Origin of the sequence: Streptomyces alfalfae (genome assembly GCF_004127445.1) — a bacterium.
GTDB classification, from domain to species: Bacteria; Actinomycetota; Actinomycetes; order Streptomycetales; family Streptomycetaceae; genus Streptomyces; species Streptomyces alfalfae.
On sequence record NZ_QEXM01000025.1, the window covers coordinates 461,541 to 481,350 of the forward strand.

At 72.6% G+C, this 19,810-nt stretch carries 25 protein-coding genes and 1 tRNA gene; 7 read left to right on the top strand and 19 right to left on the bottom strand.

The features are described 5' to 3' along the window. Positions 1-447: 447 nt before the first annotated feature. The 8 genes from DCW30_RS11610 to DCW30_RS36660 all read right to left on the bottom strand — a co-directional run bounded on the left by DCW30_RS11610 (position 448) and on the right by DCW30_RS36660 (position 4,901). Positions 448-1,311 carry an RNA polymerase sigma factor SigF gene (locus tag DCW30_RS11610; RefSeq protein WP_062780947.1) on the bottom strand — a complete coding sequence of 288 codons (864 nt, stop codon included), beginning with the start codon at positions 1,309-1,311 and terminating at the stop codon, positions 448-450. A gap of 244 nt (positions 1,312-1,555) precedes the next feature. Further along, on the bottom strand, positions 1,556-2,392 hold the full coding sequence (locus DCW30_RS11615; protein ID WP_076685409.1) for an RNA polymerase sigma factor SigF: 837 nt from the start codon (positions 2,390-2,392) through the stop codon (positions 1,556-1,558). Between the two features lie 227 nt (positions 2,393-2,619). Then, entirely contained in the window at positions 2,620-2,913 is a 294-nt protein-coding gene (locus DCW30_RS11620; protein ID WP_062780948.1) for a Dabb family protein, read from the bottom strand. Between the two features lie 47 nt (positions 2,914-2,960). Next, entirely contained in the window at positions 2,961-3,140 is a 180-nt protein-coding gene (locus DCW30_RS11625; RefSeq protein ID WP_055553710.1) for a hypothetical protein, read from the bottom strand. A 200-nt stretch (positions 3,141-3,340) separates the two neighbouring features. Then, positions 3,341-3,425, bottom strand: a tRNA-Ser gene (locus DCW30_RS11630). 31 nt (positions 3,426-3,456) lie between these two features. After that, on the bottom strand, positions 3,457-3,903 hold the full coding sequence (gene tadA, locus DCW30_RS11635) for a tRNA adenosine(34) deaminase TadA (protein ID WP_062780962.1): 447 nt from the start codon (positions 3,901-3,903) through the stop codon (positions 3,457-3,459). 75 nt (positions 3,904-3,978) lie between these two features. Then, entirely contained in the window at positions 3,979-4,527 is a 549-nt protein-coding gene (locus DCW30_RS11640) for a tRNA adenosine deaminase-associated protein (RefSeq protein WP_062780949.1), read from the bottom strand. A 203-nt stretch (positions 4,528-4,730) separates the two neighbouring features. Then, the gene (locus tag DCW30_RS36660) at positions 4,731-4,901 is read right to left on the bottom strand and encodes a hypothetical protein (RefSeq protein WP_162933573.1); all 171 of its coding nucleotides are present in this window, start codon (positions 4,899-4,901) and stop codon (positions 4,731-4,733) included. A gap of 97 nt (positions 4,902-4,998) precedes the next feature. On the opposite strand from DCW30_RS36660, the gene upp reads away from it, so the two are divergent. Further along, positions 4,999-5,634 carry a uracil phosphoribosyltransferase gene (gene upp / locus DCW30_RS11645; protein ID WP_062780950.1) on the top strand — a complete coding sequence of 212 codons (636 nt, stop codon included), beginning with the start codon at positions 4,999-5,001 and terminating at the stop codon, positions 5,632-5,634. A 74-nt stretch (positions 5,635-5,708) separates the two neighbouring features. Here the strand turns inward: upp and DCW30_RS11650 are convergent, their stop codons facing one another. The 4 genes from DCW30_RS11650 to DCW30_RS11665 all read right to left on the bottom strand — a co-directional run bounded on the left by DCW30_RS11650 (position 5,709) and on the right by DCW30_RS11665 (position 7,656). Further along, positions 5,709-6,350, bottom strand: coding sequence for a LytR C-terminal domain-containing protein (locus tag DCW30_RS11650; protein WP_076685411.1), 642 nt, complete (start codon positions 6,348-6,350; stop codon positions 5,709-5,711). Between the two features lie 113 nt (positions 6,351-6,463). Then, positions 6,464-6,760, bottom strand: coding sequence for a type II toxin-antitoxin system VapB family antitoxin (locus DCW30_RS11655; protein WP_003955420.1), 297 nt, complete (start codon positions 6,758-6,760; stop codon positions 6,464-6,466). A 270-nt stretch (positions 6,761-7,030) separates the two neighbouring features. Then, positions 7,031-7,210: a hypothetical protein gene (locus DCW30_RS37035; protein ID WP_123985608.1), complete on the bottom strand. Its 180-nt coding sequence runs from the start codon at positions 7,208-7,210 to the stop codon at positions 7,031-7,033. A 110-nt stretch (positions 7,211-7,320) separates the two neighbouring features. Next, positions 7,321-7,656: a hypothetical protein gene (locus DCW30_RS11665; RefSeq protein WP_123985609.1), complete on the bottom strand. Its 336-nt coding sequence runs from the start codon at positions 7,654-7,656 to the stop codon at positions 7,321-7,323. Between the two features lie 106 nt (positions 7,657-7,762). Here DCW30_RS11665 and DCW30_RS11670 point away from each other — a divergent pair, with 106 nt between their 5' ends. After that, a complete protein-coding gene (locus DCW30_RS11670) occupies positions 7,763-8,320 on the top strand; it encodes a GNAT family N-acetyltransferase (protein WP_103557456.1) in 558 nt (185 codons plus the stop codon). Here the strand turns inward: DCW30_RS11670 and DCW30_RS11675 are convergent. After that, positions 8,283-9,275 carry a LysR family transcriptional regulator gene (locus DCW30_RS11675; RefSeq protein WP_079250060.1) on the bottom strand — a complete coding sequence of 331 codons (993 nt, stop codon included), beginning with the start codon at positions 9,273-9,275 and terminating at the stop codon, positions 8,283-8,285. The two genes, DCW30_RS11670 and DCW30_RS11675, sit on opposite strands and share 38 nt — an antisense overlap. Before the next feature lie 166 nt (positions 9,276-9,441). On the opposite strand from DCW30_RS11675, the gene DCW30_RS11680 reads away from it, so the two are divergent. After that, positions 9,442-10,404 carry a DMT family transporter gene (locus DCW30_RS11680; RefSeq protein ID WP_076685413.1) on the top strand — a complete coding sequence of 321 codons (963 nt, stop codon included), beginning with the start codon at positions 9,442-9,444 and terminating at the stop codon, positions 10,402-10,404. On the opposite strand, the gene DCW30_RS11685 is transcribed toward DCW30_RS11680, so the two are convergent. The 4 genes from DCW30_RS11685 to DCW30_RS11700 all read right to left on the bottom strand — a co-directional run bounded on the left by DCW30_RS11685 (position 10,346) and on the right by DCW30_RS11700 (position 14,858). Beyond that, positions 10,346-11,113, bottom strand: a complete 768-nt coding sequence (locus DCW30_RS11685; protein ID WP_076685414.1) for a sensor domain-containing protein — start codon at positions 11,111-11,113, stop codon at positions 10,346-10,348. The genes DCW30_RS11680 and DCW30_RS11685 overlap by 59 nt on opposite strands. Before the next feature lie 147 nt (positions 11,114-11,260). Beyond that, a complete protein-coding gene (locus tag DCW30_RS11690; RefSeq protein ID WP_076685415.1) occupies positions 11,261-12,715 on the bottom strand; it encodes an FG-GAP-like repeat-containing protein in 1,455 nt (484 codons plus the stop codon). A gap of 219 nt (positions 12,716-12,934) precedes the next feature. Beyond that, complete coding sequence (locus DCW30_RS11695) at positions 12,935-13,633, bottom strand: GAF and ANTAR domain-containing protein (protein WP_076685416.1); 699 nt, start codon at positions 13,631-13,633, stop codon at positions 12,935-12,937. A gap of 655 nt (positions 13,634-14,288) precedes the next feature. Further along, positions 14,289-14,858, bottom strand: a complete 570-nt coding sequence (locus DCW30_RS11700; protein WP_076685417.1) for a CGNR zinc finger domain-containing protein — start codon at positions 14,856-14,858, stop codon at positions 14,289-14,291. 111 nt (positions 14,859-14,969) lie between these two features. Here DCW30_RS11700 and DCW30_RS11705 point away from each other — a divergent pair, with 111 nt between their 5' ends. Continuing rightward, positions 14,970-15,869, top strand: a complete 900-nt coding sequence (locus DCW30_RS11705) for an alpha/beta fold hydrolase (protein ID WP_076685418.1) — start codon at positions 14,970-14,972, stop codon at positions 15,867-15,869. Here the strand turns inward: DCW30_RS11705 and DCW30_RS11715 are convergent. Continuing rightward, positions 15,866-16,909, bottom strand: a complete 1,044-nt coding sequence (locus DCW30_RS11715) for a phosphorothioated DNA-binding restriction endonuclease (RefSeq protein WP_237283410.1) — start codon at positions 16,907-16,909, stop codon at positions 15,866-15,868. The genes DCW30_RS11705 and DCW30_RS11715 overlap by 4 nt on opposite strands. Positions 16,910-17,045: 136 nt before the next feature. Here DCW30_RS11715 and DCW30_RS11720 point away from each other — a divergent pair, with 136 nt between their 5' ends. From DCW30_RS11720 to DCW30_RS11730, 3 genes are all read left to right on the top strand, one after another. Then, entirely contained in the window at positions 17,046-17,456 is a 411-nt protein-coding gene (locus tag DCW30_RS11720; protein WP_076689107.1) for a DUF6153 family protein, read from the top strand. Positions 17,457-17,584: 128 nt separating this feature from the next. Further along, positions 17,585-18,247, top strand: a complete 663-nt coding sequence (locus tag DCW30_RS11725) for a DUF305 domain-containing protein (protein ID WP_076685419.1) — start codon at positions 17,585-17,587, stop codon at positions 18,245-18,247. 262 nt (positions 18,248-18,509) lie between these two features. Then, positions 18,510-19,088, top strand: a complete 579-nt coding sequence (locus tag DCW30_RS11730) for a DUF4396 domain-containing protein (RefSeq protein ID WP_076689109.1) — start codon at positions 18,510-18,512, stop codon at positions 19,086-19,088. 38 nt (positions 19,089-19,126) lie between these two features. Here DCW30_RS11730 and DCW30_RS11735 read toward each other — a convergent pair whose 3' ends face one another. Continuing rightward, on the bottom strand, positions 19,127-19,699 hold the full coding sequence (locus DCW30_RS11735; RefSeq protein WP_123985610.1) for a hypothetical protein: 573 nt from the start codon (positions 19,697-19,699) through the stop codon (positions 19,127-19,129). Between the last annotated feature and the right edge of the window lie 111 nt (positions 19,700-19,810).

The following is a 19,810-nucleotide window of genomic DNA, read 5'->3' on the forward strand; positions in this document are numbered from 1 at the left end:
GCCCGGGGGCCAACCGCCCCCCCCCGGGACCAAGTGCCCGTCCGGGTCCAGCTCCCCTTCCGGGATCAAGCCGCCTGCTCGGGGGTCAGCCGCCCCCCCCCGGGGTCCAGCTACCCCTCCGGGATCAAGCCGCCTGCCCGGGGGCCAACCGCCTCCCCCGGGACCCCACCGCCCGCCCAGGTCCAGCCGCCCCTCCGGGATCAAGCCGCCCGCCCGAAGCGAGCTGCCCCTCTGGGAGCAGTCACCCGTCGCCGACCGGGCCCACGGCCTTGCCGGAGTCCCATGGCCTTGCCGGGGTCCCACCGCCTTGCCGGGGCTCCACCCCGGAGCGGTGCCGGCCGCCCCGGTGGCCACGTGACCGTCACCGCTACCGACGCCGCGCGCCGCAGAGCTTCCTCCGGCCGGACCGAGGCCGAGCCGGGAAGCCGGGCCGGGGCCACGCCTGCGTCAGTCCGAGATCAGGCCGTCGCGCAGCTGGGCCAGCGTCCTCGTGAGGAGCCGCGAGACGTGCATCTGGGAGATGCCGACCTCCTCGCCGATCTGCGACTGCGTCATGTTGGCGAAGAAGCGCAGCATGATGATCCGGCGCTCGCGCGGCGGCAGCTTGGCGAGCAGCGGCTTGAGGGACTCGCGGTACTCCACGCCCTCCAGGGCCGAGTCCTCGTACCCCAGGCGGTCCGCGAGGGAGCCCTCGCCGCCGTCGTCCTCGGGGGCCGGGGAGTCGAGCGAGGAGGCGGTGTAGGCGTTGCCCACCGCGAGCCCGTCGACCACGTCCTCCTCGGACACCCCGAGCGCGAGGGCGAGTTCGGGCACGGTCGGCGAGCGGTCGAGCCGCTGGGCCAGCTCGTCGCTGGTCTTGGTGAGCGCGAGCCGCAGCTCCTGGAGGCGGCGCGGGACGCGCACCGACCAACTGGTGTCCCGGAAGAAGCGCTTGATCTCCCCGACGACCGTCGGCATCGCGAACGTCGGGAACTCCACGCCGCGTTCGCAGTCGAAACGGTCGATCGCCTTGATCAGGCCGATCGTTCCGACCTGGACGATGTCCTCCATCGGTTCGTTGCGGCTGCGGAAGCGCGCCGCCGCGTACCGCACGAGCGGGAGGTTGAGCTCGATGAGCGTGTCGCGTACGTAGACGCGCTCCGGGCTGTCCTGGTCGAGCGCGGCGAGCCGCAGGAACAGGGAGCGGGACAGGGTCCGGGTGTCGATGGCCTCCGAGGCCGGTGAGCCGTGAAGCGCGTCGGGCGCGGATTCGCTCGGGCTCTCGGCGAGCGTGAGCGTGAGCACCTTCGAGCTGCCCTGGTCTGCGGACATGCCACCCCCTTGAGGTCGCGGACGGTCGCGGTGGGCGCTCCCGTCGGAGGAACGCAGCCTCCACCTGAATACCGGAGGTGGGGCTACGGCAAACGCGGTTCCAGCAGAATGTCACATGTCGGCAACGCGCTGTAGTTACTTGTCGACAAACAAGGGTGACATCCGTGCAGGAAAGAGGGGGTCTGAGGCTTTTTGTCGGAGAGTGCCGTCGGAAAGATCCCCGACCGCACTCCACCCGATACGGTTACGCCTCGATCCGATTTGCGGACCGAAGCCGCGCGAAGCTCCGGGCCAGGAGCCGGGACACGTGCATCTGGGAAACGCCCAGTTCGGCGCTGATCTGGGACTGCGTCAGATTGCTGTAGTAGCGCAGCAGCAGGATGCGCTGCTCGCGCTCGGGCAACTGGACGAGGAGATGGCGTACGAGGTCGCGGTGTTCGACGCCGTCGAGCGCGGGGTCCTCGTAGCCGAGCCGGTCGAGCAGCCCCGGCAGCCCGTCGCCCTCCTGGGCGGCCTCCAGCGACGTCGCGTGGTACGAGCGTCCGGCCTCGATGCAGGCGAGCACCTCGTCCTCGGTGATGCGCAGCCGCTCGGCGATCTCCGCGGTCGTCGGGGAGCGCCCGAAGGCCGTGGTGAGGTCCTCGGTCGCCCCCGTGACCTGCACCCACAGCTCGTGCAGCCGGCGCGGGACGTGGACCGTGCGGACGTTGTCGCGGAAGTACCGCTTGATCTCGCCGACGACGGTGGGCATCGCGAAGGTGGGGAACTGCACCCCGCGCTCGGGGTCGAACCGGTCGATGGCGTTGATCAGCCCGATGGTCCCGACCTGGACGACGTCCTCCATCGGCTCGTTGCGGCTGCGGAAGCGCGCGGCGGCGTACCGCACGAGGGGCAGGTTGGCCTCGATGAGCGCGCCGCGCACGCGGCCGTGCTCCGGGGTGCCCGGTTCGAGGTCCTTGAGCCGGCCGAAGAGGACCTGGGTGAGGGCCCGGGTGTCCGCGCCTCGGGAGCTCCCGGTGCTCGGTGTGGTCCTGGCGGGCGGAGCTTCAGGCGCAGTACTGGCCGGCACGGTCAACGCCACCCCTTCTCGGTCGAGCCCAGTCAGGACCAGTCGGCCTTGGTCGGTACATCGATCGACCTCGGTCAACTCATCCGTCAAAAGCGGTCATAGCATCACAAGACATGTGCACCGTGTGCAAGCACCCGATAACCACGTGTTGACCGCGGAACGGCCCCGCACCGGTGCGGGATGCCATGGGGCATCCCGGCGAGGTGCGGGGCCGTTCGGGAAGGTGCGGGGAGGGCGGCTCAGAACTCGTAGTCGGCGATCACCCAGGTGGCGAACTCGCGCCAGAGCGCCACGCCCGCCTGGTGGGCCGGGTGCTCGATGTACCGCTTCAGGGCGTCGGTGTCCTCGACCGCGGAGTTGATCGCGAAGTCGTAGGCGATGGGGCGGTCGGTGATGTTCCAGTCGCACTCCCAGAACGTCAGTTCCGGGATCTGCTCGCCGAGCGCGCGGAAGGCCTCGACGCCCTCGACCACGCGCGGCTCGTCGCGCCGCACGCCGTCATTGAGCTTGAAGAGGACCAGGTGGCGGATCACGGGCACTCCTTGGAAGGGGCTACGGGCCTGACGGCCTCAGTGGCCGCTCAGTCCTTGCCTCCGTTGGCCACCCACGTCATGAAGTCGCCGATGCTCTGAGCGGCGCTCGAGACACCTTCGAAGCCTATCTGCACGTAGTCCGCGGCCTTGGCGGGGTCGGTGATGATCACGTAGAGCACGAAGACGACCACGACGAAGAGACCGAGCTTCTTCCACTGCACTGCCACGACCTGGCCTCCCCTTACCGCGCTCCGTCGGCCCGTGCTCCCTGCGACCCCTGTGACGGCGGTGAGTCTAACCCGGACCTTGTGCGCGGGGTCCTGGAGGACCAACGGCCCCTCGGCCCAGGCCCTTTGCTGCGCCTCGCGGGGCGGCGGACACACGACGAAGGGCCCGTCCGATCCGGACGGGCCCTTCGTGTCGAGAGCGGTAGCGGTGGGATTTGAACCCACGGTGACTTGCGCCACACTCGCTTTCGAGGCGAGCTCCTTCGGCCGCTCGGACACGCTACCGAGAGGAACTCTAGCCCACGATGGGCCGTGGTCAGAAATCGGTTCCGCGTGACGCCCTGAAGAAGCCGGTGAGCAGCGCGGCGGCCTCATCGGCGAGCACGCCGTGGACGACCTCGGGGCGGTGGTTGAGCCTGCGGTCGCGCACGACGTCCCACAGCGAGCCGGCCGCGCCCGCCTTGTCGTCCCGCGCTCCGTAGACGACCCGGTCGACGCGGGACTGCACGATCGCGCCCGCGCACATCGTGCAGGGCTCCAGGGTCACGACGAGCGTGCAGCCGGTGAGACGCCACTCGCCGAGCTTCGCGGCGGCCCGCCGGACGGCGAGCACCTCCGCGTGCGCGGTGGGGTCGCCGGTCGCCTCGCGTTCGTTGTGGCCCGTGGCGAGCACCGTCGTGCCGTCCGGGGACAGCACGACGGCGCCCACGGGGACGTCGCCGCCCCCGACGGCCAGTTCGGCCTCGGCCAGCGCGAGCCGCATGGGCGCCCGCCAGCGGTCGCGTACGGGATCGCCGCCGGTGGTGCGGTGTTCGGTCGGATCGTTCACACGGGGAACCTAGCGGACGGTTTCGAGCACCTCCGCCGCCCCGAGGATCTCGGCGATGTCGTTGAGGGCGTCACCCGGTTCGAGGCCGAGCAGATCCTTCTCCGGCACGCCGAGGTCCATGAGGATCTCCGTGTCGCCGAGCGGGCCCGCGGGCACGGCTTCACCGGCGTCGGCGGGTCCCGCGTCCTCGTCGTCGGCGGCGGAGTCCTCCGGCTCGCCGTCCTCCGTGCCGTCCAGGTCGAGGACGTCCAGGTCGTCGGACGCGTCCGGATCGCGGCCGAGCACCTCGTCGGTGAGCAGGATCTCCCCGTACGAGCTCCGGGCGGCCGCGGCGGCGTCCGAGACGTAGATACGAGGGTCCTCCTCGCCGTCGACGCGGACGACGCCGAACCACGCGTCTTCCTGTTCGATGAAGACGAGCACTGTGTCGTCGTCGTGGTCGGCCGTGGCTTCACGGGCCAGATCGGCCAGATCCGCCAGGGTCTCCACGTCGTCGAGCTCCGTGTCGCTCGCTTCCCACCCGTCTTCGGTGCGCGCGAGCAGTGCGGCGAAGTACACCGTGACTCTCCCACTGGTCATAAGCGGTGCCGGTTGGCGGTTTGGGGTCCCCCCGGCGAGGTCGGGGGGCGGGGGTCGCGGTGCCGAGCCCCGCCCATTCGGAATCGTGGCAGAAACAGCGCCGTCAGGAGAGGTCTTCGGCCCGCTGTGTCCGCGTCGGGTTTTTTCCCGGCCCCTTCACACGCCGTCGCGGAGCGGGGCCGTCACCAGCGGAAGGTGCGCATGCGCATCTGCTGACGCATCCGTGCCGCCCGGGCGCGGCGCGGCTTCACGCGCTCGCGGAGCCCGATGGCCTCGTCGCGTTCACGGAGGAACTGGGCTCGGCGCCTGCGGCGCTCGGCATCGGTCTCGTCTTCGGGCTTGCTGTCCGCCATCGCCACACCGCCTCGGGTCGTACGTCCCCACCTTCCCCCGGTCGGCGGAATTGATGCCGGCACGGGTCGAGGGCGGGCCCCGGTTACTGTTGATGCCATGCGGATCCACGTCGTCGACCACCCGCTGGTGGCGCACAAACTCACCACGCTGCGCGACAAGCGCACCGACTCCCCGACCTTCCGGCGCCTTGCCGACGAGCTGGTCACCCTGCTCGCGTACGAGGCCACCAGGGATGTGCGCACCGAGCAGGTCGACATCGACACCCCCGTGACGCGGACGACGGGCGTCAAGCTGTCGCACCCGCGCCCGCTGGTGGTGCCGATCCTGCGCGCAGGGCTCGGCATGCTCGACGGCATGGTCAGGCTGCTGCCGACCGCCGAGGTCGGCTTCTTGGGCATGATTCGCAACGAGGAGACCCTGGAGGCCTCCACGTACGCGACGCGCATGCCGGAGGACCTCTCCGGACGCCAGGTGTACGTGCTGGACCCGATGCTTGCCACGGGCGGCACGCTGGTCGCGGCGATCCAGGAGCTCATCAAGCGCGGCGCCGACGACGTGACCGCCGTGGTGCTGCTCGCCGCCCCCGAGGGCGTCGAGGTCATGGAGCGCGAGCTGGCCGGCACGCCGGTGACGGTCGTGACGGCCTCGGTCGACGAGCGGCTCAACGAGCAGGGCTACATCGTGCCGGGCCTCGGTGACGCCGGGGACCGCATGTACGGGACGGCGGAGTAGCGACCAAAGGCCGGCGGCTCGGCCGCCGGCGGTCCTGCCGCGTCAGCGGTTGCTGCCGTCAGCATGTTTTCCCGTCAGCAGTTCTTGCCCGACGGTTCGGGCGCCGGCTCGGGTTTGGCGAGTGCCGCCAAGGCCTTGTCGGCGTCCTCTTTCTTGGCGAGGTCCTTGAACCGCGTGCCGATGATCAGGTCGACCTCGCCGTTCTTGCGGGCGTCCGTCTGGTGCTCGGCGCCCGGGAGCTGCGTGCCGAGGACGGGGAGAGTGGTGTCCGTCGCCGCCGGGGCGCCGAGCAGCAGCCCGATGCCCTTGACCTTCTTGTCGTGGGCCTTCGTGGCGTTGCCGACCTCGCCGATGGCGAAGCCGCGCTTCTTCAGCTCGTCGGCGGTCTTCTTGGCGAGGCCGCCGCGGGGTGTGGCGTTGAGGATGTTGACCTTGATCTGGCCGGGCTTCGGCAGCGGCTTCGCCTTCCTCGCCGCGGCGGCCCGCTCCGCCTTGCGGTCGCAGTCGGCGGCACCGCCCGCGGCCGAGGCCTTGGCGCCGCCGGAGAAGACGTGGATGAGCTGCAGTGTGCCCCAGCTGACCAGGGCGAGGGCCGCGGCGGAGGCGACGACCGCGAGCACGATCCTGCGGCGCCCGCCGGTGCGGCGCATTCGAGGATATTTGTCCCCCGTGATGCGGTATTCGCCGCCCATACCGGGGGGAGTCAGCATGCTCATGGCCGCAGCGTAGTGCGGCCCGGCGGCGATGCCTACTAAACGATCATCCAACCGGTGCGAGTGCAACCCGAAAGGGTCAATGCCGGGTGGGCGGGGGCCGCTTCGGCCGGGTGTCAGCCCAGTTCGAGTACGCGGGCGTGGAGCACCTGGCGCTGCTGGAGCGCGGCGCGGACCGCGCGGTGCAGCCCGTCCTCCAGATAGAGGTCGCCCTGCCACTTCACGACGTGCGCGAAGAGGTCGCCGTAGAACGTGGAGTCCTCGGCCAGCAGCGTTTCGAGGTCGAGCTGCCCCTTGGTCGTCACGAGCTGATCGAGGCGGACCGGGCGCGGCGCGACGTCCGCCCACTGCCGGGTGCTTTCCCGGCCGTGGTCGGGGTACGGCCGGCCGTTTCCGATGCGCTTGAAGATCACACGGAAAGCCTACCGGGCAAGGCTCTCCGGGCGCAGCCATGGTGACCGAGTGCGAGCCCGGGAAATGGCGCCGGATATCAGGGCAAACCGGGAACACTCAAGCCGGAAGCGGCGGCTCACATGGCCGAGAACCGGGCGGATACGTCCACATCGGGGCGTCGGAATCGCCCGAACGTGTCTGTGGCGGCGTGAGGGCGACGCATGGAACGGCGGGTTCCGGTCCGTGGCCCGGCGCGAGCGCCCCGCAGGGCGCGCCGCGCCGGGCTCTCCTCAGCGGATCTCGGGAGCGGGCGTCCCGCTCCTCGGCCGCCGCCCGTCCTCACGCGGGGCACGGGCTTCGGGCGCTTCCGTCCGTCTCCCCTCGGGGGCCCGTGTGGCTTCGGGGGGCGTGGTGCGTACGGCCTCTGCGCGCAGGAGGGCGTGCAGGGCCGCGTAGGGGTCCCTGGGCATGACTGTGTTCCTTCTGGTCCTCTGCTGGTCCTCGCTCGGCCGTCTGGTCGGGCCTGGTCGGGCAGGACCGGGCCGGGCGGGTCTTGGCCACGGGGGTGCGCGCACCCCTGTCAGCAGCGCAGGACCACCGAGCGGCGGGCCGGAACCCGCGGGACGAGGCGGGGCGGCGGCAGTGCGCGCGCCACGGAGGTCCGCGGCGGCCCCGGCCGCGCGACCGTCGGCAGCCGGGTCCCCTGCCGGGCCGGCGGCCTCGGAGCCGTCTCGGCGCCGTCGTGCTGGCTCTCGCCACCGGACTCCGCGGCGAGCGCGGCGGGCGGCGGCACGGCCGCCGAGGCCGAGGCCATGGGCAGGGCGGTGGCGAACACCGCGACCAGGACGAGCGGCACCCTGAACCATGCCCGAAGCCGCGCCGGGAGGCGCGGCACGGACGGAACGGGGCGGCTCATTCAGGGCATTTCCCCGGCTGGGGCGAGTTGTAGGGGCCCGGGAGGCGAAATGGGTCCGGTCGGGCTAGCGGTGCCGGTACCGGCGGGCCTGTGCTTCGATGCTCCGATGAGACGAGACCGTGCCGCCGACGCGGCCGATGGCCACCCTGTCCTGTGCGTGCGGGAGCTGGGCGGTGAGCGGGACGTGGAGGCGTGCGTCGACGTGCTCGCCCAGGTGCACAAGGCCGATGGATACCCCGTCAACTGGCCCGCCGACCCCGGCGCGTGGCTCACCGGGACCGCCTCGTTCGGAGCCTGGGCGGCCGAGTTCGACGGGCGGATCGTGGGGCACGTGTCGCTGGCCCCTCATGCGGTGGGGGACGTGGCGCCCGGCCTGTGGAGCGCGCGTGCGGGCGTGGATGTGCGGACGACGGCCGTGGTGGGCCGTCTCTTCGTCGCGCCGGACGCGCGCGGCCACGGGATCGGGGCGCTCCTGATGGGGCGGGCGACCAGGGAGGCGCGGGCGCGCGAGCTGCATCCGGTCCTGGACGTCGTCTCCTCCGACGCCTCGGCCGCCGCGCTCTACGAACGCCTCGGCTGGCAGCTCCTCGACGTCGTCGAGCAGGAATGGCAGCCGGGCCAGCGGGTCACCCTGCGCTGCTACGCGGCGCCTCCGGCGGACTGACGTCACGGGGCGGGGCCTCCGGGTGCTCGGCCCCGGGAGCCGGCGGGGCCTCGCCCAGCGCCTGGGCGGTCGCCGTCCGCAGGGCGTCCAGGAGGCCTCGTAGGGCGGGCCGCACCGGCGTGCCGCCGCGGATCGCCGCGTGGATCGACCTGACCGGCCGCGGGCCGGTGACCTCCCGTACGACCACGTCGGGGCGGTGGCCGCCCGCGAGGCCGAGTTCGGGGATCAGGGTGACGCCGAGACCGGCGGCGACCAGGCCCTGTGCCGTGGCGTAGTCGCCGCTCTCCACCACGAAGTCGGGGGTGAAGCCGGCCGCCGCGCAGGCGTCGAGCACCGGGTCGAGGCACGGGCCCGGCGTCTCGCCCGCGACCCAGGGCTCCTCGGCCAGCTCGGCGAGGTCGAGCACGGGGCGCGCGGCGAGGCGGTGGCCGGCCGGGAGCACCGCGCGGTAGTGGTCCTCCAGAAGGTGCACGAAGCGGACGCCGTCCACCGCCGCCGCGTCCCGGCCCCTGACCACCAGCGCCAGGTCGGCGCGCCGCGCCGCGACCTCCGGCACCGGGTCGGCGGGTTCGAACAGCTTCAGCTCCACCTGTACGCCGGGCTGGGCGCGCCGCAGCGCGGCGAGCGCCGGGGCGACCAGGGGCGCGCCCGCGGTGGCGAAGTACCGCATCGAGACGCGGCCCGTGCGCCCCGCCCGCAGCTCGGCCAGGGCCGTCTCCGCCTCGGCGGCGTGGCGGCCGATGGCCGTCGCGTACTCGGTCAGCGTCCGGCCCGCCTCCGTGGGGCGCACCCCGCGTCCCGTCCGTTCGAGGAGGGCGATGCCCGCCTCCTTCTCCAGGGCCGCCATCTGCTGGCTGACGGCGGAGGGGGTGTAGCCGAGGTTGCGGGCCGCCGCGGTGACCGAGCCACTGGCGACCACCGCCCGCAGGATCTGCATGCGCCGCATGTCGAGCATGCGACCAGTATGGCGACGGGAGCGCGGGCGGACGGGGCGGCGGCGTGACCGACGCAGATGTAGCAGACCTTAATTCTGAGTGCATTTCTTTTCGCTTGTCTTACGGGTCGGGGCGGAGGACCGTTTCCAGGGACCCCACACCCGCCGCTCCCGACGGAGGCGAGCCATGTTCAGCGGCCCCCGCGCCCCTCTCGTCCGCATCGCCGTCCTCGCCCTGCTCTGGGGCTCCGGCTTCCTCTGGATCAAGCTCGCCCTCGACGGCGGCTTCGCCCCGCTGCACCTCACGATCATTCGGTGTGCGCTCGGCGCCGCCGTGCTGCTCGTCCTCGCCCGCTCGGCCGGGCAGCGCATGCCGCGGGACCGCGGGGTCTGGGGCCATCTCGTCGTGGCCGCCCTCCTCTGCAACGCCCTGCCGTTCTTCCTCTTCGGCCTCGGCGAGCAGACCGTCGACTCGGGCGTGGCGGGCGTCCTGAACGCGACGACGCCCCTGTGGTCCCTGGCCATCGGCCTGATGCTGCGCACCGAACGCCGCCTGGGACCGCTCCGCCTCGCCGGACTGCTCCTCGGCTTCGCGGGAACGCTGCTGATCTTCGCGCCCTGGCAGCAGACGGGGCTCGCGAGCCGGGGCGCGCTGGCCCTGCTCGCCGCCGCCGTCAGCTACGCCGTCGCCTTCGCCTACATGGCCCGCCACCTCGTCGCCCGCGACTCCGCGCCGCTCGCGCTCTCCGCCGCGCAGCTCCTGACCGCGACGGGGCTCACCACACTCGCCCTGCCCGCCGCCCCCGGGGGCGGTTTCTCGCCGACGCCGACCGGGATCGTCGCGGTCGGCGTCCTCGGCACGCTGGGCACGGGCGTCACCTTCCACCTCAACTCCCGGCTGATCGCCGACGAGGGGCCCACCGCCGCCGCCACCGTCGGCTATCTGCTGCCGGTCGTCTCCGTCGCGCTCGGCGCGCTCGTCCTGGGCGAGGACATCGGGCCGCGGGTCGTCGTCGGCATGGCGGTGGTGCTCGCCGGGGTGGGGCTGAGCCGTGGCGGCGAGGGGCGGCGCGAGCCGGCGGCCCGGACGCTCAGCCGCCCGCGCCCCGGCCCAGCAGCGAGCGCACCGCCGAGCGGTCGACGTTCGTGAGGCCGCGCACCAGCTTCGGGGTGAGGAGGACGACGACGGCGCCGATGAGCGCCACGGCCGCGATCTGGGCGGGCGAGGTGATGTGGTACTGGTGCCGCTCACCGCCGGACGTGAAGTCGTAGACGCGGTAGCCGGGCCAGCCGACGTAGCGGTGGAAGACCCAGGAGTACGTGGGGAAGAGCGCGAGCGCCCAGCCGGTCGCGAAGACCGTCACCGTCAGGACGAAGCTGACCACCCGCCAGGGGAACATCACGGCCTGGAACAGCAGCGCCTTCCACCCCGCCGTGTCCGCGAGGCGCGCCCGTGTCCAGGCCCACCGGCCGCGGCCCCGCGGCAGGTCGAGCGCGGCGGGTCCCTTGACGGCAAGACCGAGCGCCCTGCGCGCCCGGCCGCGCTCGGCGGCCCCGAGCCCCCGCGCCCCCGCGAGGAGCACGGCGAGCACGGGCAGCCCGAGCACGGTGACGAGCAGCCCCGCCCCCAGCGCGAACCCGGTGACGGCGAACACGAACCCGGCGATCGCCACGGGCAGCGAGACCAGCACGTGGCCGATCTCCCGGAACGTGCCGGCGGCGAACGGCGCCCGCCAGAACCCGGCGGACGCCTCACCACCGAAGGCGGCGGCCCTCCGCGGCGGGGCGTCGGGGCACGGCCCGGCGTCCGGGTGACCGGCGTACGGGCGGGTGGTGTGCGGCAGGGTCTCGGTGCTCATGGCAGGCCTCGGATCGTCGCGGTTGGGGAGCGGGGGACGTGCTTTTCCGGCACGCCCCACGCTCGTCGATCCGCGCCCCCGGCGACATACGGCGACCAGGTGTCCCGGGGGTGGTGTCAGGCCCCCTGCCCGACCTCGCCGGCCGGGTCAGCCCTGCAGCACGTCGCCGAAGTAGGACAGGCCCGAGGGGCCGCCGACCGCACCGGCGCCGAACGACGTCGAGCCCGTCGCCGTGATCCCCGAGGCGGTGGACTTGAAGAGCCAGACGGCGCCGGCGCCGTCGTTCTCGTGCGCGGCCCCGGCCACCAGCTCGGCGCGGCCGTTGCCGTCCACGTCCGTGAGCTGGACGGCGCCGCCGAAGTTGTCCATCCGCTCGGCCGTGCCGGGGACGCCCGAGGTGCTCTGCGAGAAGGCCTTGGCGCCGGTGCCGGTGAGACCGCGCGCCGAGCCGCGCAGCACGACGACGGAGCCCGCCTTGGCCGCGGAGCCGACGGTCTCGGACTCCGCGCCGACCGCGATGTCGGTGTACCCGTCGCCGTTGGTGTCGCCCGCGGAGAGGCTCCAGCCGAAGGCGTCGCCCTTCTCGGCGGCGCCGGGCACGCCCGAGGTGGCCTGGGTGACGCGCACCGGGGTGCGGGTGCTCAGACCGGCCGCGGCGCCGTACGTCACGGTGACCGCGCCGCCCTTGCCGCCGTTCGGCTCGTCGGTCGACTTCTCCATGAAGTTGCCGGTGACGAGGTCCCCGTAGCCGTCCTTGTCCACGTCGGCGATCGTCGCGGCGTAACCGCCCGCGACCTTGCCCGCGGGCTCCGGCGTCGTGCCGCCCGTGTAGAGGACGCTGCGGGTGCGGTAGCCCTCGCCGTGCTCCTCCTGGCCCATGATCAGCAGATCGGTGGCGGCGTCGCCGTTCACGTCACCGGCGACGATCCGGTCGGTGTTGATGCCGGTCGCCCCGTAGGTGTCGATGCCCGTGCGCTTCACGGCCTTCCCGGTGCGCGAGATCGGGCCCTTGAAGAGGTTCAGCTCGGGGGAGGCGAGGTTGGCGGCGGCGAGGTCGGTCCTGCCGTCGCCGTCGAAGTCCCCGGTGGCCACCGACCAGCCCAGTTCGTGACGGTTGGCGGGCAGGGGCGAGGTGATGTCCGTGGCCTTCTTGAGACCGCTCGCGCCGCCCCAGATCACGGTGAGCGCGCCGGAGTCGTCGGTGCTGCCGATGCGCTCGGCGTGCACGCCGACGACCAGGTCGGTGTAGCCGTCGTCGTCGAGGTCGCCGGAGGTCAGCCGGTCACCGAAGTACTCGCTGCTCTCGGGAGTGCCCGGGATGCCGGAGGTCGCCTGGCTGATCAGCGTGTGCTTGGTGGTGTCGAGGCCGCGCGCGGTGCCGTAGACGACGGCGACGTAACCGGCGCCGGACTTCCCCGAGATCCTGGCGGTCGGGGCCGCTATGGCGAGGTCGCCGTAGCCGTCGCCGTTGAAGTCGGCGCGTATCCGGTCCTCACCGGGCGCGGGCGCGGCGCCGGCCGGCGAGGAGCCCGCGGCGAGCAGGGAACCGGTCAGGGCGGCCGTGGCGGCACAGGCCAGGGCCATACGGAACTTCTGGGGCATGCGGGGTCTCTCCTGCGGCGGCATGCGGAGCCCTGGAGGCGGGCGTTCCGCTACGAAGGGTGCCCACGCGCGTGTGCGTCCCGCCGCCCGCTTCATGCGGGGCCGTGGACGCGCACGCGCGCGTGGGCGATGCGCTGGGCGATCAAGAGACCTTCGACGGGGCGTGAGGGTTGTACAGCGGTCCGCCCCGCGACGCCGGGCATATCCCAACGACAGGCCCTAGGTGGGCGGGTCGATGACCTCTTGGGCGATCTCGGGCAGCGGGCGCCCGGTCACGAAGGCGGAGGCCCGCAGATGGGCGAGCGCCTCCTCCGGGGTGATGTGCAGGCGGTCGGCGAGCTTGCCGGTGGCCTGGTGCGTGGTGCCCCAGTGGGTGTCGATCTGCTCGGCGGGCTCCCAGAGGGGCAGCTCCCCGTGGGCCAGCAACTGCCAGAAGGCGGGCAGCATGACCTTGGCGATGGTGTCCGCGGCCGTCTCGGCCTGCTCGGCGGTCCCCTCGTCGAGGACCAGCGGCTCGTGCCGGAGGAGCTCCACCGAGCCGAACACCTTGTCGTCGAAGGAGAGCGGAAAGGCGTACACGGCTCCGACCTGCCTCAGCTCGCTCTGCATCGCGGCCTCGAACAGCGGCCAGCGCGGCAGCGGACGCCTGAAGTCGCTGACCAGTACGGGCTCACCGCTGGTCACGGCCGTCACGCAGGGCCCCTCGGCCGCGAGGAACTGCAGCTCCTCCAGGCGGAGCGACAGCGTGTTCGAGGCGCACAGCAACTGGCGGTAGGGGGTGTCGGTCAGGAAGGACAGACTGGCCCCGTCGACCGGCAACCCCTCGCACAGCGCCTCGCACAGGCGCCGCGGCAGATCCTCGGCGTCGTCGGCCGCGGCGGACAGAACCAGGTCCGCCGCCGTGAACCGCTCCGTCATGGCGCTCCCATTCCGCGCTCAACAGCGCCTCGTCCCGCGCTTTCCGGCTCTGGCAGGGCTTTGTCCGGCGCTCCGCGGCGCCTCGTCCCGCGCTCTCCGGCTCCCGGTAGTGCTGCGTCCGGCGCTTGGCAGCGCCTCGTCCTGCGAACAGGTGGCACCCGGGTACCCCTGGTTCCGTACCGCACTCGCCGGGGACATGGGGGATATGTCCGGAGGTGACGCGTGGGCGTCCGGACAGCCGCCCCGTCGCGGCCGAATCGCGCTCTGGCGCGGGCGGGTGAACTGAGCTGTACTGCGGGGGAAGGCGGCACCGGGTGAACGGGGTTCACCTGTCCCGGGCCGCCTGCTGCCGCGCCCCGCGCCCGCCGCGGGGGTCCGCGCGCACGCCGAGCCCCCTGACCCCGGGCCCACCGCACCGACCCGCGCCCCGTCCTCCGGCCCGCGCACGGCCGGGACGTGCTCCCGCTCGTCCCGGACGGACCGACGAGGACGTCAGATGCGAGGGCGGCCCGGAGGGGAGCCGCACCGTCCTCGTCGATGGCCGCCGCCAGGACCGTGAGCCCGACGGCGGCCATCCCCTCCCCGCGCTCACGGCTCTCCGAGCCGCCCGCTCCGGGGGGCCTACGCGTCCGGCCCCTGCCGCCCGTCCCCCGTCCTACTCGTCCTGCTCGTCCTGCTCGGGGCGCTCGTCGTGCTCGGGTCGCCGGCCCTGCTCGGGTCGCTGGTTCTCTCGTGTCCGCGCCTGGTGGCGGCGGGCCTTGAGCCGGTTCCCGCAGGTCTTCATCGAGCACCACCGCGCGGCGTTGGCGCGGCTGCGGTCCAGGAGGAAGAGGCGGCACTCGGGGTTCCCGCAGGGCCGCAGGCGGCCGGGCATGCGCTCCTTGACGTCCGCCCAGGCGAGTACGAGTTCCACGGCGAGCCTGCGCTCGGGCGGCACCTCCAAGCGCCACGCGACGCCCGCCGGGCCGGGTTCGGGGACGCGGCGGACGCCCGCGAGGACCTGCCGCAGCCGGTGCGGGCCGGACTCCGTCGAGGCGCCCGTCTCGACGGCCTGGAGCGCGTCACGGGCGGTGCGCAGCCATCGGCGCTCCTCGTCGCCGCCGATGCCGCCGTGCTCCAGCGCCCACCGCTCCAGTTCGTGGTCGTCACGCCACAGGTCGTGAGGCCGGCCGTCCACGACGGGGGTGCTGTTCAGCGCCCGCATCAGGGCCTGGTCGTCGAGCATCGACCTCACCTCATCCTCCACTAACTTCATCAAGGCGTTTGACAGGTTACTCCAGCGGCGGTCTACTGGTCGCCCGGCAGTAACCACCAAGATGCCTCGAAGAGGTTAGTAATGGCTGAGGTCCGCCACCAGTACGCGTCCGTGCGGGGACACCGCGTCTTCTACCGCGAGGCGGGAGCCCCCGACGCGCCCACGCTCGTCCTGCTGCACGGCTTCCCGTCCAGCTCGCGCATGTTCCGCCAGCTCATCCCGGCGCTGGCCGACCGGTTCCACGTCATCGCCCCCGACCACCTCGGCTTCGGCAACTCCGACGTCCCGCCCGTGGACGAGTTCACGTACAGCTTCGACTCCCTGACGGACATCACCGAAGCCCTCCTGGCCCAGCTCGGCATCGCCCGCTACGCCGTGTACGTCCAGGACTACGGCGCCCCCATCGGCTGGCGGCTGGCCCTGCGCACCCCGGACGCGATCACCGCGGTGATCACACAGAGCGGCAACGCCTACGAGGACGGCTTCGTACCGGACTTCTGGGCGCCGGTCTGGGCGTACGGCGAGAACCCGGGCCCCCTGACCGAGCCCGCCGCCCGCACCGCCCTCTCGCTCGACGCCATCCGCTGGCAGTACCTGCACGGAGTGGCGCGGCCCGAGCTGGTCGACCCCGACACCTGGGCCGCCGACCACCGCGAGGTCAACCGCCCCGGCCAGGACCTCGTACAGCTCACCCTGTTCCGCGACTACCGCAGCAACCGGCCGCTCTACCCCGAGCTGCACGCCTACTTCCGGGAGAGCCGGGTCCCCCTCCTCGCCGTCTGGGGCGAGGGCGACGAGATCTTCGGCCCGGACGGCGCGCGCGCCTTCGCGAGGGATCTGCCGGACGCGGAGATCCACGTGATCCCCGGGGGCGGCCACTTCCTGCTCGAAAGCCATCTGGACACCGTGGCGGGGTACATACGGGGGTTCCTGACCACGGCCACGGCCACGTCGGCGGCGGCGAAGCCGCTGGGTTCCTAGGCCTGGTTCGTGGCGGCGGGGCGCGGGCTGCCGTGGAAGACCTGGCGGGTGTGCCAGGCGCGGTGGGCGGCCGCGACGGGGCGGGCGCCGGGCTGGGGCCCTATGAGGGGACGCCCGGCGAGCGCGACGACATGCTCGCGGGCGGCGGCGCTGCGTCCGACGAAGCTCTGCGAGACGAGGATGCGGTGGCTCGTGCCTGATCCCGCGCGTGGGTCCGTGCCTGATCCCGCGCGTGGGTCCGTGCCTGAGCCCGGGCCCGTGTCCGTGTCCGTGCGGGTGCTTGATCCTGTGCCCGAGCTTGAGCCTGAGCTCGTGCCCGGCTCATCGGCCGTGCTTTCGCCGAGGCCGAGCACGCCTTTGTCGAACAGCTTGTGGTGCAGCGAGCACAGGCACAGCCCGTTCTCGACGACGTCCGGTCCGTCGAACGCCCACCAGCGCACGTGGGCGGCCTCCAGCCCGACCGGCGCCGCGCCGATCCTGCCGTCGTAGCCGCAGAAGGCGCACTGGTACTCGTACGCCGTCAGGACCATCTCCCGCATCCGCCGGTCCCGCTGTCTGCGCGCCACCGAGAGGAGTCCGGTCTCGGCCTCCTCCGGCTCCAGGCCGACGGCTTCGCAGAGTTCGCCGTGGAGGGAGGGCGGGAAGTTCAGATCGAGCAGCACCCGGGCCATCCGGCCGAGCAGGGACGGCTCCCGCCGCAGCGCCGCCCGCAGCTCCGGCGCGAGCCGCCCGGCGGCGCCGGTCGCGCGCAGCTCCCTGACCCCGGGTCCCGGGCTGCCCGGCCCGCGCTCGGTGCGTACCTCCCACACACCGTCGGTCACCAGGTGGTGGAAGGGGTAGGCGGGGGTCGTCCGGTTGCCGGGGCCGTACTCGGCGAGCAGCCCTCGCAGGTCCTCCTCCACGGCGCTGTACCGCAGCTCGTCGTCGGCGCCCTGCTGGAACCGGCTGAGCGCGTACAGGAGCAGCAACGGCTTGTGCGGAGCCCGCGTCCCGCCTCTCGTCCACTGCCTCAACTGCGCGGCGCGCTCGACCCAGTCCATGGTCGGCGATCGTAGTGAGTGAGGGGTGAGGGGTGAGGGGTGAGGGGTGAGGGGTGAGGGGCAAGAGTTGCGAGGGGGCAGTGGCAAGGGGAGCGGGGGCGGGGTGAGCGGCCGGCTCGACCGTACGATGGGCCCCATGACCTCCGCCGCGCAGCCGTCGCGCCGTCGCCCCGCCGGGCGCGGCCTCCTGCTGCTGGTGCTCGCCGTGCTGGCCGGTGTGCTGGCGATGCACGGCCTGGGGTCAGGGCCGGCCCCCCGGCCGGCGCACACCAGCGCTGCGGAGGGGCACGGGGCGGCGATGGCCGGAGCGGCCGCGCACCAGGCGGCCGGGGACTGCGCGCACACCGACGGCGGAGCGGGTCACATCGACCACGCGGACGCGACCTGCGCGGCGACCGGAATCAGCACGCCCTACGAGCCTCCGACGCCGGCCGTGGCCCTGCGAGGCGCACCTTCGGCGGCCGTGCTGCCCGCTGCCGCGGCGGGGTCGGCCGAGAGCGAGCGGGCACCGCCCGACCTGGCCGAACTGCAACTCCTACGGATATAGAGCGGCCCGCGCGTCGCCCCTTCCCGTCCTGCCGTCGGGCCGGTCGGTGACGGGCGCGTGCTCGGGAACGCCCTCGATCCGTACTGACGCATGCCCCGCGAGGCTGCGTGGCAAGGAGTAGCACCACCATGAGCAGGACCGCTCTGACCAAGATCACCGCGAGCGGGAACCGTTCCCGCCTCCGCCGTGCCACCACCGCCGTCGCGAGCGCGGGAGTGGCCGCGCTCGTCCTGGCCGCCTGCGGTGGTTCGGACGGCGACAGCTCCCCCGGGCACGACGGCCACGGCTCGAAGTCGCCGGCCGCATCGGCACCGGCGGAGAAGGGCGGGCACAACGCCGCCGATGTCACCTTCGCGAAGGGGATGATTCCGCACCACCGGCAGGCCGTGGAGATGGCCGACCTCGCTCCTTCCCGGGCCGGGTCGACCGAGGTGAAGAAGCTCGCCGAGGAGATCAAGAAGGCTCAGGACCCGGAGATCAAGACCCTGTCCGGGTGGCTGACGTCCTGGGGCGAGGAGGTGCCCGCGAAGGGCGCCATGGACCACTCGGCGCATGGCATGGGCGGAATGATGACGCCCGAGGAGATGGACGAGCTGAAGAAGGCGTCCGGCAAGGCGTTCGACACCGCCTTCATGAAGATGATGATCAAGCATCACGAGGGCGCGGTGACGATGGCGAAGACGGAGAAGGCCAAGGGTGCCTTTCCTGGCGCCAAGAAGATGGCCGACGCCATCATCAAGTCACAGACCGCCGAGATCGCCAGGATGAACGGCCTGCTCGGCAAGGACTGACCCCCGATCGACGGCAGAGGGAGGGGAGGGCTCGCCGAGCCCTCCCCTCCCTCTGCGTGCCCCAGCACGCCCGACGGCAGCTGACGAGACCGGAAGGCGAATTATCGCGGGGAATACCCCATGGGGGTATATGGTTCCCGTCGTGAGCAGCGAGAGCGCCCACACCGGACGGACCACGGCCACGGACGACCACAGACACGGACCACAGACCACGGACCACGGACCACGGAACATGGAACACGGGATGGGGGATGAGCGGGTCATGGACCACAGCGCACATCACACGGGCACCGGGCAGGGAGACCACGCCGCACACCACGGGAGCGGAGTCCACGGCGGGCATGGCGACCATGGAGGTCGCGGCGGGCATGGCGGGCATGGAGGTCACGGCGGGCACGCGCGGGAAGGCGTGTCCTGGGCGATGGCGGCGAAGGCGACGCTGCACTGCCTGACCGGGTGCGCCATCGGCGAGATCCTCGGCATGGTCATCGGCACCGCCCTGATGTGGGGAAACGTGCCCACCATGGCCCTGGCGGTCACCCTGGCGTTCCTCTTCGGCTACTCCTTCACCCTGTTCGCCGTTCTCCGGTCCGGCCTGGACTTCAGGAGCGCCGTCAAGGTGGCCCTGGCCGCGGACACCGTTTCGATCGCCGTGATGGAACTGGTCGACAACGGCATTGTCGCCCTGACGCCGGGCGCGATGGACGCACACCTGTCGGACGGCCTGTTCTGGTCGGCGCTCCTCGGCGGCTTCGCGGTCGCCTTCCTGATCACGACCCCGGTCAACAAGTGGATGATCGGACGCGGCAAGGGCCACGCGGTCGTCCACGCCCACCACTGACGACGTCCGTCAGGGGCAGGCGCAGGCTCGCTCCACTGTCAGCCGAGGTCCGCGCCGGCCGTCGGGGCGGCCCGCGCGGGGGTGCTGTCGGCGGAGCCGTGGCGCTCGGCGAGCAGCCGCTTGCGGTGGCTTCTCCGGCGCAAGGCGGTGACGAGGGCGATGGCGGTGCCGACGCCGATACCGAGCATCGGGACAAGGATGGCCACGATCAGCCAGCCTCCGAACGCTACGAGGCCGCCGGGATCCCCGATGGCGTACCGGGAGGGTCCTTGGGGTGTGCAGGTGACTTTGTACTCGCCCGCCCGTGAGACGTCGATGTCGTAGAGCGGGTTCCAGGTCTCGTCGCGGGTGAGGAACACATCGATCCCCGGACCGGTGAGCCGGGGATCGCCCGGCCCGGTGATGTCGCACGCCTCACCGGACGACGACCCGAACACGTCGTCCCGCATCCAGATCGCCTTCTCGTGCTCCGGATCGAGCCGCACAGTGACGGTGTCGCCGTTCGCGAACTGGTTGTCCGCGTCCACCGCGTTGATGGCGTCCTTGAACCGATGGACGCCGATGGCCGCACCCAGCATGATCAGCCCGCCGGCGATCACGGCCGCAGTCACGTACCAGTGCCGACCGGGCCGGATTTCGCCGGCGGATATGGGCGACGACGGGGAAGGCTGCATCGGCACAAAATAGATCACCGGCGCCCCCGGGCACTCGCGAGCGGTCCC